At 65.6% G+C, this 12,999-nt stretch carries 16 protein-coding genes; 4 read left to right on the forward strand and 12 right to left on the reverse strand.

The features are described from left to right. Positions 1-5: 5 nt before the first annotated feature. Positions 6-326: a Grx4 family monothiol glutaredoxin gene (gene grxD, locus V7060_RS05645; RefSeq protein ID WP_334178266.1), complete on the reverse strand. Its 321-nt coding sequence runs from the start codon at positions 324-326 to the stop codon at positions 6-8. Positions 327-482: 156 nt separating this feature from the next. Between grxD and V7060_RS05650 the strand changes: the two genes are divergently transcribed. After that, positions 483-1,061: a Fe-Mn family superoxide dismutase gene (locus V7060_RS05650; RefSeq protein ID WP_334178267.1), complete on the forward strand. Its 579-nt coding sequence runs from the start codon at positions 483-485 to the stop codon at positions 1,059-1,061. Positions 1,062-1,132: 71 nt separating this feature from the next. Here V7060_RS05650 and V7060_RS05655 read toward each other — a convergent pair whose 3' ends face one another. Then, complete coding sequence (locus V7060_RS05655; RefSeq protein WP_334178268.1) at positions 1,133-2,275, reverse strand: 5-(carboxyamino)imidazole ribonucleotide synthase; 1,143 nt, start codon at positions 2,273-2,275, stop codon at positions 1,133-1,135. After that, the gene (gene purE, locus V7060_RS05660) at positions 2,272-2,781 is read right to left on the reverse strand and encodes a 5-(carboxyamino)imidazole ribonucleotide mutase (RefSeq protein WP_334178269.1); all 510 of its coding nucleotides are present in this window, start codon (positions 2,779-2,781) and stop codon (positions 2,272-2,274) included. Before purE ends, V7060_RS05655 begins: the two co-directional genes overlap by 4 nt. A gap of 64 nt (positions 2,782-2,845) precedes the next feature. Here purE and V7060_RS05665 point away from each other — a divergent pair, with 64 nt between their 5' ends. The 3 genes from V7060_RS05665 to V7060_RS05675 are packed head-to-tail and all read left to right on the forward strand — an operon-like array spanning position 2,846 to position 4,321. Next, positions 2,846-3,115 (forward strand): Trm112 family protein, encoded by a 270-nt coding sequence (locus V7060_RS05665; protein ID WP_334178270.1) that lies wholly within the window; start codon positions 2,846-2,848, stop codon positions 3,113-3,115. Continuing rightward, positions 3,112-3,978 (forward strand): carboxylating nicotinate-nucleotide diphosphorylase, encoded by an 867-nt coding sequence (gene nadC / locus V7060_RS05670; protein ID WP_334178271.1) that lies wholly within the window; start codon positions 3,112-3,114, stop codon positions 3,976-3,978. Before V7060_RS05665 ends, nadC begins: the two co-directional genes overlap by 4 nt. A 7-nt stretch (positions 3,979-3,985) precedes the next feature. Then, positions 3,986-4,321 carry a DUF3301 domain-containing protein gene (locus V7060_RS05675; RefSeq protein WP_334178272.1) on the forward strand — a complete coding sequence of 112 codons (336 nt, stop codon included), beginning with the start codon at positions 3,986-3,988 and terminating at the stop codon, positions 4,319-4,321. Between the two features lie 45 nt (positions 4,322-4,366). Here V7060_RS05675 and V7060_RS05680 read toward each other — a convergent pair whose 3' ends face one another. The 9 genes from V7060_RS05680 to V7060_RS05720 form a co-directional block, all read right to left on the reverse strand. After that, on the reverse strand, positions 4,367-4,819 hold the full coding sequence (locus tag V7060_RS05680; protein WP_334178273.1) for a ClpXP protease specificity-enhancing factor: 453 nt from the start codon (positions 4,817-4,819) through the stop codon (positions 4,367-4,369). Between the two features lie 63 nt (positions 4,820-4,882). Next, positions 4,883-5,518 carry a glutathione S-transferase N-terminal domain-containing protein gene (locus tag V7060_RS05685; RefSeq protein WP_334178274.1) on the reverse strand — a complete coding sequence of 212 codons (636 nt, stop codon included), beginning with the start codon at positions 5,516-5,518 and terminating at the stop codon, positions 4,883-4,885. Positions 5,519-5,700: 182 nt separating this feature from the next. After that, a complete protein-coding gene (locus V7060_RS05690) occupies positions 5,701-6,447 on the reverse strand; it encodes a cytochrome c1 (protein WP_334178275.1) in 747 nt (248 codons plus the stop codon). Then, positions 6,440-7,699: a cytochrome bc complex cytochrome b subunit gene (locus V7060_RS05695; protein WP_334178276.1), complete on the reverse strand. Its 1,260-nt coding sequence runs from the start codon at positions 7,697-7,699 to the stop codon at positions 6,440-6,442. Before V7060_RS05695 ends, V7060_RS05690 begins: the two co-directional genes overlap by 8 nt. Positions 7,700-7,702: 3 nt before the next feature. Continuing rightward, the gene (gene petA, locus V7060_RS05700) at positions 7,703-8,314 is read right to left on the reverse strand and encodes a ubiquinol-cytochrome c reductase iron-sulfur subunit (protein WP_334178277.1); all 612 of its coding nucleotides are present in this window, start codon (positions 8,312-8,314) and stop codon (positions 7,703-7,705) included. A gap of 175 nt (positions 8,315-8,489) precedes the next feature. Then, positions 8,490-9,131 carry a hypothetical protein gene (locus V7060_RS05705; protein WP_334178278.1) on the reverse strand — a complete coding sequence of 214 codons (642 nt, stop codon included), beginning with the start codon at positions 9,129-9,131 and terminating at the stop codon, positions 8,490-8,492. A 16-nt stretch (positions 9,132-9,147) separates the two neighbouring features. Then, positions 9,148-10,626 (reverse strand): hypothetical protein, encoded by a 1,479-nt coding sequence (locus V7060_RS05710; RefSeq protein ID WP_334178279.1) that lies wholly within the window; start codon positions 10,624-10,626, stop codon positions 9,148-9,150. Further along, on the reverse strand, positions 10,623-11,480 hold the full coding sequence (locus V7060_RS05715; protein WP_334178280.1) for a hypothetical protein: 858 nt from the start codon (positions 11,478-11,480) through the stop codon (positions 10,623-10,625). The genes V7060_RS05710 and V7060_RS05715 overlap by 4 nt, the downstream gene beginning before the upstream one ends. A gap of 435 nt (positions 11,481-11,915) precedes the next feature. Then, complete coding sequence (locus V7060_RS05720; RefSeq protein ID WP_334178281.1) at positions 11,916-12,815, reverse strand: lytic transglycosylase domain-containing protein; 900 nt, start codon at positions 12,813-12,815, stop codon at positions 11,916-11,918. Positions 12,816-12,999 lie beyond the last annotated feature (184 nt).

The raw sequence follows: 12,999 nt of genomic DNA on the forward strand, positions 1-12,999 counted from the left end.
CAGGCTCACGGCGCGAACGCCTCCGCCACGATGCGCTGGAGTTCGCCGGACTCATGCAGTTCCAGCGTGATGTCGCAGCCGCCGATCAGCTCGCCGTTGATGAAAAGCTGCGGGAACGTCGGCCAGTTGGAGAAACGCGGCAGGTTGGCGCGGATCTCCGGCTCTTCCAGCACGTTGATGGTGTAGAGATGTTCGGCGCCCGCTTCGCGCAATGCCTGCATGGCCCGACTGGAGAAACCACACATCGGGAACTGCGGCGTGCCCTTCATGAAAAGGACGATCGGGTGGCCATCCACTTCGGCCTGGATGCGTTCCATCACCGGCATGCTGATTTCTCCTTCCTTGACGGTTTGACAACCACCGTCGGGTACACTTTCGGTCCGTTCCGCCGGCCACGCCTGCGGATTGCATAGTGTAAGCCTTTGCATCGCCCGCCGATGCCGGCATACCCCTTTGACCCGCCTAGCGTAAGGAACCAAGCCATGGCCATCGAACTGCCCCCCCTGCCCTACGACCGCACCGCACTGGAACCGCACATCTCCGGTGAAACCATCGACTTCCACTACGGCAAGCACCACAAGACCTACGTCGACAACCTCAACAAGCTGATCGAAGGCACCGAGTTCGCCGACGCGTCGCTGGAAGAGATCGTGCGCAAGTCGCAGGGCGGCATGTTCAACAATGCCGCGCAGGTCTGGAACCACACCTTCTACTGGAACTGCCTGAAGCCCAATGGCGGCGGTGAGCCGACCGGCAAGCTGGGCGAACTGATCAACAAGGCCTTCGGCGATTTCGCCAAGTTCAAGGAAGAGTTCACCAAGACCGCCATCGGCACCTTCGGCTCCGGCTGGGGCTGGCTGGTGCAGCGCCCGGACGGTTCGCTGGCCCTGGCCAGCACCTCCAACGCCGCCACCCCGCTGACCGGCGAGGACAAGCCGCTGCTGACCATCGACGTGTGGGAACACGCCTACTACATCGACTACCGCAACGCCCGCCCGAAGTACGTGGAATCGTTCTGGGCGCTGGTGAACTGGGACTTCGTGGCCGGCAACCTGCGCTGAGCAACGTCCTCCGCGTCATAGTGAAACGGCCGGGGAAACCCGGCCGTTTTCTTTTCCCTGCCCTTTCCGCGTCAACCGGACAGGCGGGCCACCACTGGCGCCACCTGCGATTGCCGTCCCAGCGCGCCGCCCACGCGCGCCAACGCGTTCGCCAGCGGCGATGCATCGTCCGCGCGCAGCGTGGCGTGGCCGACCTTGCGACCGGCCCGCGGCTCCTTGCCATAGTCGTGCCAGTGACCGCCGGTCTCGTGCAGCACGGCGGCCGCATCCGGCATCTCGCCGATCCAGTTGAGCATGCAGGCGTGGCCGAGCACGCGCGTGTCGCCCAGCGGCAGGCCAAGTACCGCACGCAGGTGGTTCTGGAACTGGGACGTTTCCGCGCCTTCGATCGTCCAGTGCCCGGAGTTGTGCACGCGCGGCGCCATTTCGTTGGCAAGCAGTTCGCCGTCCCGATAGAACAGCTCCAGTGCGAACACGCCCACGTAGTCGAGCGCCTCGGCCAGGCGGCGTGCATGCGCACATGCCGCGTCGGCCAGCGCGGCGTCGGCACGTGCCGGCGCCAGGCTCGCGGACAGGACACCGTCGACATGCCAGTTCTCGGTCAACGGCCACGTGCGGAACTCGCCATCGCGACCGCGCACGGCGACCACCGAGAGTTCCCGCTCGAACGGGATGAAGGCCTCGACGATCAGGCCGACGCTGGTCGCCTGGGCGCCCAGCGCCTGCCATGCCGCGTCGACATCCGCCGGCGACTTGATGCGGAACTGGCCCTTGCCGTCGTAACCCAGGCGACGCGTCTTGAGGATGCACGTGCCGCCCAGCCGTGCGACTTCGGTGCGCAGCGCGTCGATGCTGTTCACGTCGGCGAATGCGCCGACCGGGATGCCGAGGTCGCGGAACAACGTCTTCTCGACCAGGCGATCCTGCGCCACGGCCAGCGCGCGCGGATTCGGGAACACGGGAACGCGCTGCGAAAGCCATTCCGCACTTTCCGCCGGCACGTTCTCGAAATCGAACGTGGCCACGTCGACCTTCGATGCAAACTCCGCCAGCGCCGCCTCGTCGCGGTAGTCGCCCACCAGCAGCGGCGCGAACTGGCCCGCGCAGGCGTCCGGCGCCGTGTCCATCACCAGGAAGCGGAGACCCAGCGGCGCTCCCGACAGCGCCAGCATGCGCGCGAGTTGTCCCCCGCCAAGAATGCCGACCGTGGTCATAGCGGCTGGCGGGGATCGTCGTGCGCCATCACGTCATCGGTCTGGCGCGTGCGGAAGGCATCGAGCGCAGCGCCGATCGCCGGATACTCCGGCGCCAGCAGCGCCGCAGCGAACAGGCCGGCATTGGCGGCGCCCGCATTGCCGATCGCGAACGTCGCCACCGGGATGCCGGCGGGCATCTGCACGATGGACAGCAGCGAGTCCATGCCATTGAGCGCCTTGGACTGCACCGGCACGCCGAGCACCGGTACCGCCGTCTTTGCGGCGAGCATGCCAGGCAGGTGGGCGGCGCCACCCGCGCCCGCGATGATCGCGCGCAGTCCGCGCGAGGACGCTGCATCTGCGTACGAGAACAACACATCGGGCGTTCGATGCGCCGACACGACTTTCACTTCGTACGGAACGCCCAGCGCGTCCAGTTTCTGCGCGGCATGCTGCATGGTCTCCCAGTCGGATCGGGAACCCATCACGATGCCCACCACGGGGCTGGAAACGCTGGCGGTCATGGCCGTCCTCGGTCGCAAAGACGTATTCTACCCTCCTGACCGAACCGCTGATCGAGTCCCCCATATGGACCGCAAACTGCTCGACCTCCTGTGCTGCCCCACCACCCGCCAACCGCTCGCCGCGCTCGACGCGCGCGGACTGGAGGCGCTGAACCGTGCGATCGCTGCCGGCGATATCAAACGCGCCGATGACACCGCGCAGACCGAAGCGCTGCGCGAGGCCCTGGTCACGCACGACCGCAAGACCGTCTATCGCGTCGAGGATGGCATCCCGGTGCTGCTCGCCGAGGAAGCGATCGCCACCGCGCAGGCCGCCGACTTCCCTGTCCGATGAGCCCGCGTCCGACACCGCCGCCGGTTGACGTCATCGAGGCGGACGTCGCACGCGCATTGGCCGAGGATGTGGGTGCCGGCGACGTGACCGCGGCGCTGTTGCCCGACGCGCCGGACATCGCCTACCTGCTGTGCAAGGAAGACGCCGTGATCGCCGGGCGACCATGGTTCGATGCCTGCCATCGCGCGCTCGATCCGGACGTGCGGATCGACTGGCGCGTGCAGGACGGTGATCGCGTGTCCGCCGGCACTGTGTTGGCCACCCTGGCCGGCCGATCGCGTGCGCTGGTCACGGCCGAGCGCTCGTCGTTGAACTTCCTGCAGACGCTGTCAGGCACCGCCACCGTCACGGCCGAGTATGTCGATGCCGTTCGCGGCACCGGCTGCACCATCCTGGACACGCGCAAGACGCTGCCCGGAATGCGGCTGGCGCAGAAATACGCCGTCCGTTGCGGTGGCGGACAGAACCATCGCATCGGCCTGTACGACGCCGTGATGCTGAAGGAAAACCACGTGCGCGCCGCCGGCTCGCTGGCAGCCGCCATCCGTGCGGCACGCGCCTCGCAACCGTCGCTGCCCCTCATCGTCGAAGTGGAAACCCTCGCACAGCTGGACGAGGCCCTCGCGGAAGGCTGCGAACGCATCCTGATCGACGACTTCGACGTGGATACGCGCCGTGAAGCCGTGCGCCGTGCGAAGGCGACACCGTACGGCGGCCGCATCCCGCTCGAAGTCTCCGGCAGCGTGGACCTGACGACATTGCGCGGCATCGCGGAGGACGGCGTGGACTTCGTGTCGATCGGTGGGCTGACCAAGCACGTACGCGCCATCGATCTCTCGATGAAACTCGGCCCTGTGCCATGAGGAACGCATGTCGCCGTTGAGCGCCCTCCTCTGGCTGATCGCGGGCGGGGCGGCGTTCGCCTACTGGAACGCCGCACGCGCCGCCGCCGAACGCGCCGGCGTGCTGGGCCGCAATGCCTGCAAGGCGGCGGGCGTCATCTGGCTGGACCAGAGCGTACATGCCAATGGCCTGCGCCTGCGCCGTGGCGAGGACGGCTGGCTGGGATTCGAACGCAGCTTCCGCTTCGAGTACTCGCACGACGGCATCGACCGCCACGTCGGACGGATCGTGCTGAGGAAAGGACAACTGGTGTCGTTCGTCGGTCCGGTCGCGCCTTCGGTGACGCCGATCGACCTGCAATGACGCATCCCGCATCGCCCGTGCGGTGATGCGTCCACTGCCGGCGGCTTACTTCACCACGCGCAGGAACGGCGGACGCTTGCCTGCGGGCGGCGGGGCATCGTCGTCGGGCGGCGTGTCCTGCGAAGACGCGGCCTCTCCGTCATCGCCACCGGCATCGGTGTCGTGCGGCACGTCGTCGGGCAGCGCCATGCCCTGCCCCGTCTCGCGCGAATAGATCGCCAGCACCGCACTGACCGGCACGTGGACCGCATGGCTGACGCCACCGAAGCGGGCGGTGAAGCTGACGGCGTCGTTGTCGATCATCAGCCGCACCACCGCGCGCTCGGCGATGTTCAGCACCACCTTGCCTTCCTTGACCGCGCTGGCCGGCACCTGCACGCCAGCCTGGGTGGCATCCACCAGCAGGTGCGGCGTCATGCCGTTGTCGGCGATCCATTCGTTCAACGCCCGCAACAGGTAAGGGCGATGGCTGGTCATGCGGGAAGAGGCTTCGGTCATTTCACTTCTCGACGGTCGGTCGCGGCACGGTATCGCGGCCGATCCGGCCCTGATCCGCCACCGTCAGGTCGGGATCTCGCGCAGCTTCTTTTCCGCATCCGTCAGGCTGCGCAGGAAACCGGGGTGGCGGAAAATGCGGTTGCCATAGTCGTCGATCGCCTTGCCGTCCTTCGGCAGCGGCACGTCCAGCGACGGCAGGCGCCAGATGATCGGCGCCATCGCGCAGTCGGCCAGGCTCATTTCGGGATTGAGGAAGAACTTGCTCGCCTTGAACAGCGGCACCGAGGCGGTCAGCAGTTCCTTCAGCCGCTTGCGGCCGGCTTCGGCCTGCTGCTTGTTGCCCAGCTGGATGGCCTGCACCTGCGGCACCCAGTCGTGCTCGATGCGCAGCATGGCCAGGCGCAGGCGCGCACGCGACAGCGGATCGACCGGCATCAGCGGCGGATGCGGATAGCGCTCGTCCAGGTATTCGCTGACCACCGAGGCGGCATACAGCACCAGGTCGCGCTCCACCAGCGTGGGCACGGAATGGTAGGGATTCAGATCGATGAGGTCTTCGGGCGGATTCTGCGGATCCACCGGCACCAGGTCGTAGCTCACGCCCTTCGCGGCGAGCACCAGCCGCACGCGGTGGCAGAGCACGTCATCGGTGGAGGAAAACAACGTCAGTGTATTGCGCATACGTGGACTCGCAGCCATTCACGGCTCTCCGACGATCGGAATCCGCCGATCGCACCGACGCCGCCAGCCCCTTGCTGACGGTCGCCACGGTCCCTGAGTGTGCAATCCCCGCCGGAAAAAGCCAAGCAGCCCCCGCCCGGCTTTTCCCCTGCCGGAGCAGGCCTTCCGGCCTGCCTCCGTGGCGTCGGACGCGACGCCTTTTAGTGGACGTCCTTCCAGTACTCCTGCTTCAGCAGGTAGGCCAGGAACGTCAGCGCCGACAGGAACAGGATCACCCACACGCCGATGCTCTGGCGCTTCAGGGCCGCCGGCTCGCCGACATACTCCAGGAAGTTGGTGATGTCGCGCGCGGTCTGGTCGAACTGCTGCGCATTCTGGCGACCGGCCTGCGTGACCTTGAGGCTTTCCACGTGGCGCTCGCCGGTGGTCGCGTCGGCCTGGCCGTACTCCGCGTGCTGCATGCCCTGCAGCTCCCACAGCGGGTTGGGCATGGAGGCGTTGGGGAACAGCTTGTTGTTCCAGCCCAGCGGACGCGACTCGTCGAGGTAGAACGACTTGAGGTAGGTGTAGATCCAGTCGCTGCCACGCACGCGCGAGATGACGCTCAGGTCCGGCGGCATCTTGCCGAACCACTTGGTGGCCGGGTCGTGCGGCATCGACACCTGGATCTGCTCGCCGAACTTGGCGCCGGTGAAGTTGAGGTTCTTCATCACCTCGTCCTCGGTCAGCCCCAGGTCCTCGGCCATGCGCGAATAGCGCATGTACTTCAGCGAGTGGCAGCCGGCGCAGTAGTTCATGTACAGCTGCGCGCCGCGCTGCAGGGAGGCGCGGTCGCCCAGGTCGTTGCCGGCCTGCAGCTTCTCGCCGCCGCCGGCGGCGAACACGGAGAACGAAATCAGCAACCCGCTGGCGAAGACAGCTAGGCGAGAGGCGAAAATCTTAGTCATGCGTCGTCACCCGCTCGGGCACTGGCTTGGTCTTGTCGATCTTGGTCCAGATCGGCATGGTCAGGAAGAACAGGAAGTAGAACGCGGTCAGGAAGCGGCCGATGATCGTTTCCACCGGATCCGTACCTGGGCCGGCGCCGATCTTGCCCAGCCAGACGAAGCAGACGGCGAACAGGCCCAGCAGCACCTTCGACAGCACGCCGCGGTAGCGGTAGGACTTCACCTTCGCACGGTCCAGCCACGGCACCAAGAACAGGATCGCGATCGCACCGAACATCACCAGCACGCCGCCCAGCTTGTCCGGCACCACGCGTAACATGGCGTAGTAGGGCGTGTAGTACCACACCGGCTTGATGTGCTCCGGCGTGACCAGGCGGTTGGCCTCGGTGAAGTTGTCGTGCTCCAGGAACCAGCCGCCCATCGCCGGCGCGAAGAAGATGATGAAGGCCGCCAGGATCAGGAAGCCACCGACGTAGAAGCCGTCCTTCACCGTGTAGTACGGATGGAACGGCACGCCATCGGCCGGCGCGGTCGGCGACCAGCGGTTGCCCTTCGGCCCCTTCTTGATCTCGACGCCGTCGGGGTTGTTCGAACCGACCTCATGCAACGCGAAGATGTGCAGGACGACCAGCAGCAGCAGCACCAGCGGCAGTGCGATCACGTGCAGCGCGAAGAAGCGGTTCAGCGTGGCGTCGCTGGGCAGGTAGTCGCCCATGATCCACTCGGTCAGGCCGTTGCCGATCACCGGGATGGCGCCGAACAGCGAGATGATGACCTTGGCGCCCCAGAACGACATCTGGCCCCACGGCAGCACGTAGCCCAGGAAGGCTTCGGCCATCAGCACCAGGTAGATCAGCATGCCGAGGATCCACACCAGCTCGCGCGGCTTCTGGTACGAGCCGTACATCAGGCCGCGGAACATGTGGATGTAGACGACGATGAAGAACAGCGAGGCGCCGGTGCTGTGCATGTAGCGGATCAGCCAGCCCCACTCCACGTCGCGCATGATGTATTCGACCGAGGCGAAGGCTTCCGCCGCGCTCGGCTTGAAGTGCATCGTCAGGAAGATGCCGGTCAGGATCTGGTTGACCAGCACCACGATCGACAGCACGCCGAAGATGTACCAGATGTTGAAGTTCTTGGGCGCGTAGTACTCGCTCATGTGCTTGCGGTACACGGGCATGAAGCCCGGTGCGCGCGCATTGAACCAGTCCATGACGCCATCGGCGGTACGGGTAATGATGTTCGCCATGGCTTACGCGCCCCCTTGCGGATCGAGGCCGATCACGATGGTGTTGTCGTCCTGGTAGAAATGCGGCGGCACCACCAGGTTGGTCGGCGCAGGCACACCCTGGAACACGCGGCCAGCCATGTCGAAGCGCGACTTGTGGCAGGGGCAGAAGTAGCCGCCCTTCCAGTCCGGGTCGTACGGCTCCGGCTTGATCTCGGCAGCCATTTCCGGCGAGCAGCCCAGATGGGTGCACAGACCCACCAGCACGGAGATCTCCGGCTTCAGCGAGCGCAATTCACCCGTGATGTAGGACGGCTGCTGGTCCTTGTTGGCCGACTGCGGATCGCGCAGGTGGCTGTCCAGGGTCGGCAACGCATCCAGGATCGCCTTGGAACGCTTGACGATCCAGATCGGCTGGCCGCGCCATTCCAGGATCAGGCGCTGACCTTCCTGCAGGCCGGTAAGGTCGGCGGTCACCGGAGCACCGGCCAGCTTGGCCCGTGCACTCGGATTCCACGACTTGATAAAAGGTACTGCTGCAATACCGGCACCCACTGCACCCACCACCGCGGTGGTTGCAGTCAGGAACCGGCGTCGGCCTGTATTCACAGGCCCATTGACCCCATCGATGGCCATCCGGCACTCCGCAAAACAATAGGTAGCTGAAAAGGCTGCCAAGGCCACACCCCAGACACGGGGGAGGCCGCAAAAGACGTCGAAGTGTAACGGATGGCTTAATGGGCCGACAATCTGCCGCTGCCGCCGGCCTGAGCATCCAGCCTGCCCGGAAGGGAAGGCCGAAGCCGCGCAATCAAGGATTTACGGGAGTTTCGGTCGCTCCGGACCTGGCCCTGACGGGCCGATACTGTTGGCGCTCGCCTTGCCCGCGGACGGAGATATCGACGTTGGCGCAAAGGCCTGCGCCGCATTTCACCAGGTCGGCCCGGCCGATCCTGGCGCCCAGATCAGCCTCGACGCTGTGCTGGCGCGCCTCGCGCCCCATATGCCATGCCCAGAGCGAGGTCCCCAGTAGCAGGAATACTCCCCCGACGCCCAGCCAGACCAGGCTCACCCGGGCGAACGTACGTTGCGAACGCGCAAGACTCTCCAACTGCCTTTCAGCCTGTTCGCCTGACTGGATCATCCGCTTGGCGGCTTGATCGATGCCTTGCTTGGCATCCTCAAGGGGCAGCCCAAGGGCATCGCCGATCGACTGCCGGCCCAGACTCGCGAGCGTGCGCATCACATCCTGGGCGAGTCGCTGCCCGCCCTCACCCACCTCACGCGCACCTGCCAGCAGCAATTCGTGGGCCTGACTGATACGTTCCCGCATCTGCTCGTGCTCCTGCCGCTGGATTTCCAGCATGCGCGCCATCTGCGCGAGTTGCCGCTTCTGTGTGTCCACCACCTCCAGCAGCACGTCCCGGGTCTGTCGCCACTCCTGCGCTTCCATACGCTCCTCCCTTTCCTCATGCGCCCCGTGCGAGAGCAGGTTGCGTGTCCTGCGTCATGGCAGGGCTTGTCGTCACTTCTCGGGCCGCAGCTTCCAGAGCGCGCTCGAAAGCCAGCGATTCCCTGCCTTGCCGATCGAGCTCCTGCACCTGCGGTTGCGAGCCGTACTCGTGGGTGGCGAACCTGCGAGTTGCAAGGTCGCCACGCTCGCTGGTGGCAAAGAAGCGCTCCAGGTATGCGTCCTCCGCCGTCTCAGGGATCCGTGATGCCTGGGGACGGTCACGCGGGTACTCCGGCGGTCCATGTGGGCGCTGAGCAGGCGGACGACGCTCTTCGTCAGGAATCTCGGGGCGCCGGGGATTGGGCGCTTCGCGCTGCGGGGCCTGATCGCGCTGCACCTCTACCCGGACATCGCGGAACAGCCCGGTGGTGGTGTCGGTCAGGACGTATTGCCAGCGGTCCTGATGACCGGCAAACGCCTTGTCCATGAACCCATGAAAGCGCGCCGGATGAAGCGTCTGGCAGGCGGCGGAATCCGTATTGAATGAGGACCCGATGTGGACTTTCATCGATCTGTTGAGAGCGTCTACGCCTCCGATGTCAGCCGCCGTGAAGTAGCCGTCTCCGTTGGTATCCCTTCTCACTTGCCCTTGTCCCTGCGCGACGGCCGCGTCACTAGGCCGCAAAGAGCGATGCCTCGGCTCCTCACCTCCATGCCAGGCGCGAATCATCTCGTAAGTGCCGGCCTCCAATCGCCCAAGATCCCGTATGCCGTCACCGTTCCGATCAACGCCTTCGATTTTCCGCGGCCGCGTCACACTTTCGAATCTCGGTGAAGCTGCGCTGACAGGTGACGGTCGCATTGAATCCGCATAGGGCCGAGTCCCATCGCTACCCGCATGATGATCATACTGCGCCGTAGGCTCAGTGTTGGCCAGGTCCGCGATATACAGGCTCCGCTCGCCAGTCGCGTTACGGTGTAGCGCGACCATATGATCGTCGTATACGCCAGTGCCCGCGTTGCGACCGTCATGGGACGCCAGGGTGGAGTTCTCCTGACGCAAGCCGAGCAGCACGCTGTGATCGTTGCGACGCAATGCATCAAAGGCCGCCTGATTGCCACGTGCCTCCACGATGCTGGCATAAACATCGAATTGTTGGGTCGGCGAAAGATTGGTCAACTCGTTTGGCACGTTTGGATCGGTACTCCAGCTGAACACCGGCATGCGCGGCGCGGCCAAGGCATCGCCGAGGCGGTCCAGCGTCTCCGCATGCTCGGGCACTCCCGCTCGCCGCATTCCGGCAAGCGCGTCACGTGCCCCCACCGCAACGTAGCGATCCAGCGCCTCTTGGACCACGGGACGCTCGCCTTGCCGTTCCTGCGCCAGCAGAAGCAAGGCCTCCGCATGCCGCCCTTGCTGCAACCCCGTGATCACCCGATCGGCGCTGGCGCGGATGTCGATGTCCGTCCCGTTGGCAATGTGCGGATTCGTCATGGCGTCCCCGGCGCTGGCCACTCTGTGTCGTAGTCAAGGAATGGATCATCCCGATAGCGCCTTGCCAGCGCACCATCACAGCCGAAATCCGGCCGTGAAAGACTGCACTTCGGCCTTGGCCAAAGTGCATCCGAGACGCGATCTCGCAGAACAAATCGCTCACCATTCCAGACTACAAAGCCGAAATGGGCGGTAAGCCGACCCCAGCCCGGGTACCTCTTGGCGTGCGTCGGCGGAAACTCCTCACCATCGACCGATGTCGCGTACCAGCGAAACACAGGCGCATACGTCAACTTCGTACTGTCGAGAACAAGACCATGCTTCGAGTACTGGTAGCGCTCGCGTCTGGGAATCTTGGGCTTCGGCAGCAGTAGCACCGTGACATCCTGAAGCACTCCATCCGCGCGCCTGCGATACAAACGATGGTCCCTGAACGTAAGCGGACAATCTCCCGCCTCCAACTCATCGTATCCGCCATCGAACTCGAGTCGATTGCGTGCCTCTTCATCCATGCAGATGTAAGGCCCCTCCACGAAGTACACCGTGTCGGCGGGCATTTTCCCCTCGAACGAGCGAATGACGAAGGAGGTTCCACCTGCCTCGACATGCACCATGAAGTCCGGCTGCCGACCGAATCCAGGCAACGCAAGGTAGTGCTGTGCTTGGCGCAGATACTTGACGCGCACGTCCGCTGGCAGATGGATATCCGCCACGGGAATGTCCCGCACCACCTCCGCCAGCGCGCGCGGCATCAGCCCGAAGCAAGGGCGATGCAGGCCGGCGAATCCCATCTCCCCCTCACGATCGTGCTGCACACCGGGGCATCGCTCAGCTCCCAACTGAAGCTCGGCCACGTAAGGGCGCCACGGATTGGATGCCGGCAAAGCGCCACTGGGCAACATCGACAGATCCAACGCGGGATCGAGGGTGACTGAGGGCGGCTGTGCCAGAACCCTCGCCCCACTACACCCTGCCGCCAGCCCCAAGACGAAACAGACACACGCGCTTCGGCGCGCCAACGTTCCTGCACAGGCTCGCGCACCTGCTCTCCACCATTCGAGCCTTCGCTGGATCTCCATGCGACCTCCCTGTCGATGCCACAGCGCCGGACACGCCGCTGTGCGATGCATCCTGCATCGCAAGCAATCCGGCTCGCAATTAACATTTTTGAGGCGCAATGACCGCGCGCGCCCGCGCGGCAAAGCCGCGCGGGCGCCACTTATGCCGATGTCGTGATTGAAGAGGAAGCGCGCAATCAAGAAGCGGGCAATCAGCCCGCACGCCGCGGCTCAGCGCGCGGCAACCACCTGGCGGTAACGGTCGGCGAGTACGGCGACGCGTTCGACGTAGCGCTGGGTTTCCTTGTACGGCGGCACGCCGCCGTGGCGGTCCACTGCGCCCTCACCGGCGTTGTAGCCGGCGGCGGCCAGGGTCAGGTTGCCGTTGAAGCGCTTGAGCAGCCAGGACAGGTACTGCGCGCCGCCGCGGATGTTCTGGCCGGCGTTGTAGGAATCGGTCACGCCGAAGCGGCGCGCCGTGGCCGGCATCAGCTGCATCAGACCCTGCGCGCCGGCGTGCGACAGCGCCAGCGGGTTGTAGGACGACTCGGCGTGCATGATCGCGCGCAGGATCGACTCCTCCACGCCGAACTCGCGCGACGCCGCCGCGATCTCGGCCTGGTAGGCGGAGGTATTGAGGCGCAGCCGACCGAAATCGACGCTCGGATTGCCGCAGGCGAAGCAGGTTTCGATATAGCTGTACTTGATGGTGCGCAGGCTGGCGACCTGGGTGCCGCCCTGCGGGCGGGCACTGGTGTAGTGGCGCACGCCGTCCTTGATATAGGAGTAGACCTGACCGCTGACCACGCGGCGCGGACCGGTCGCGGCGGGCGCAGGTGCCGGGACGGCAGCCGGCACGATGGCGCCGGCCGAATCCGACAGGGCGGGCGTGGTGGCCGCCCCAAGGGCAGGCGAGGACGCCTCGGCGGGACGGGACACGGAGGCGACCTGCGCCGGACGGCTGCGGTCGGGGGTGTAGCGGCTGACGATCTCGCAGCTGGAACCGCTGACGCGCTTGCTGACATAGGCCGGCACACCGTCCGCGCCGGTGCACTTGTACAGCGTGCCCGCGCTGGCCGGCAGTGCGGTCAACGCGGCCAGCACGGCCAGAAGCGTCAGAGTCCCCCTCATGCCGCGCAGTGTCCCGAATTCCCTGATGATTGCCAAGTCCTTGTCCAACAAAGGTTTCCTCCAATCTGTGCGGCCGGTCGGAGTTCGACGCATCGGCCCCACGGCGGCCCGCGGGGGGCCTGATACCCCGTATCAACGCCATCCGGCCCCGCGTCCGGCCGCCGGGTGAGCGCGTAAACTACGC

Origin of the sequence: Pseudoxanthomonas sp. (assembly GCF_036845285.1) — a bacterium.
Classification (GTDB): domain Bacteria; phylum Pseudomonadota; class Gammaproteobacteria; order Xanthomonadales; family Xanthomonadaceae; genus Pseudoxanthomonas_A.

What these genes read in the sequence shown, in the direction of transcription:
- V7060_RS05720 (WP_334178281.1), bottom strand. Translation starts at nt 12,815, where the DNA reads ATGAGGGGGACTCTGACGCTTCTGGCCGTGCTGGCCGCGTTGACCGCA.
- V7060_RS05690 (WP_334178275.1), bottom strand. Translation starts at nt 6,447, where the DNA reads ATGACTAAGATTTTCGCCTCTCGCCTAGCTGTCTTCGCCAGCGGGTTG.
- V7060_RS05650 (WP_334178267.1), top strand. Translation starts at nt 483, where the DNA reads ATGGCCATCGAACTGCCCCCCCTGCCCTACGACCGCACCGCACTGGAA.
- V7060_RS05655 (WP_334178268.1), bottom strand. Translation starts at nt 2,275, where the DNA reads ATGACCACGGTCGGCATTCTTGGCGGGGGACAACTCGCGCGCATGCTG.
- purE (WP_334178269.1), bottom strand. Translation starts at nt 2,781, where the DNA reads ATGACCGCCAGCGTTTCCAGCCCCGTGGTGGGCATCGTGATGGGTTCC.
- V7060_RS05680 (WP_334178273.1), bottom strand. Translation starts at nt 4,819, where the DNA reads ATGACCGAAGCCTCTTCCCGCATGACCAGCCATCGCCCTTACCTGTTG.
- V7060_RS05705 (WP_334178278.1), bottom strand. Translation starts at nt 9,131, where the DNA reads ATGGAAGCGCAGGAGTGGCGACAGACCCGGGACGTGCTGCTGGAGGTG.
- nadC (WP_334178271.1), top strand. Translation starts at nt 3,112, where the DNA reads ATGAGCCCGCGTCCGACACCGCCGCCGGTTGACGTCATCGAGGCGGAC.
- V7060_RS05685 (WP_334178274.1), bottom strand. Translation starts at nt 5,518, where the DNA reads ATGGCTGCGAGTCCACGTATGCGCAATACACTGACGTTGTTTTCCTCC.
- petA (WP_334178277.1), bottom strand. Translation starts at nt 8,314, where the DNA reads ATGGCCATCGATGGGGTCAATGGGCCTGTGAATACAGGCCGACGCCGG.
- V7060_RS05695 (WP_334178276.1), bottom strand. Translation starts at nt 7,699, where the DNA reads ATGGCGAACATCATTACCCGTACCGCCGATGGCGTCATGGACTGGTTC.
- V7060_RS05665 (WP_334178270.1), top strand. Translation starts at nt 2,846, where the DNA reads ATGGACCGCAAACTGCTCGACCTCCTGTGCTGCCCCACCACCCGCCAA.
- grxD (WP_334178266.1), bottom strand. Translation starts at nt 326, where the DNA reads ATGCCGGTGATGGAACGCATCCAGGCCGAAGTGGATGGCCACCCGATC.
- V7060_RS05675 (WP_334178272.1), top strand. Translation starts at nt 3,986, where the DNA reads ATGTCGCCGTTGAGCGCCCTCCTCTGGCTGATCGCGGGCGGGGCGGCG.
- V7060_RS05710 (WP_334178279.1), bottom strand. Translation starts at nt 10,626, where the DNA reads ATGACGAATCCGCACATTGCCAACGGGACGGACATCGACATCCGCGCC.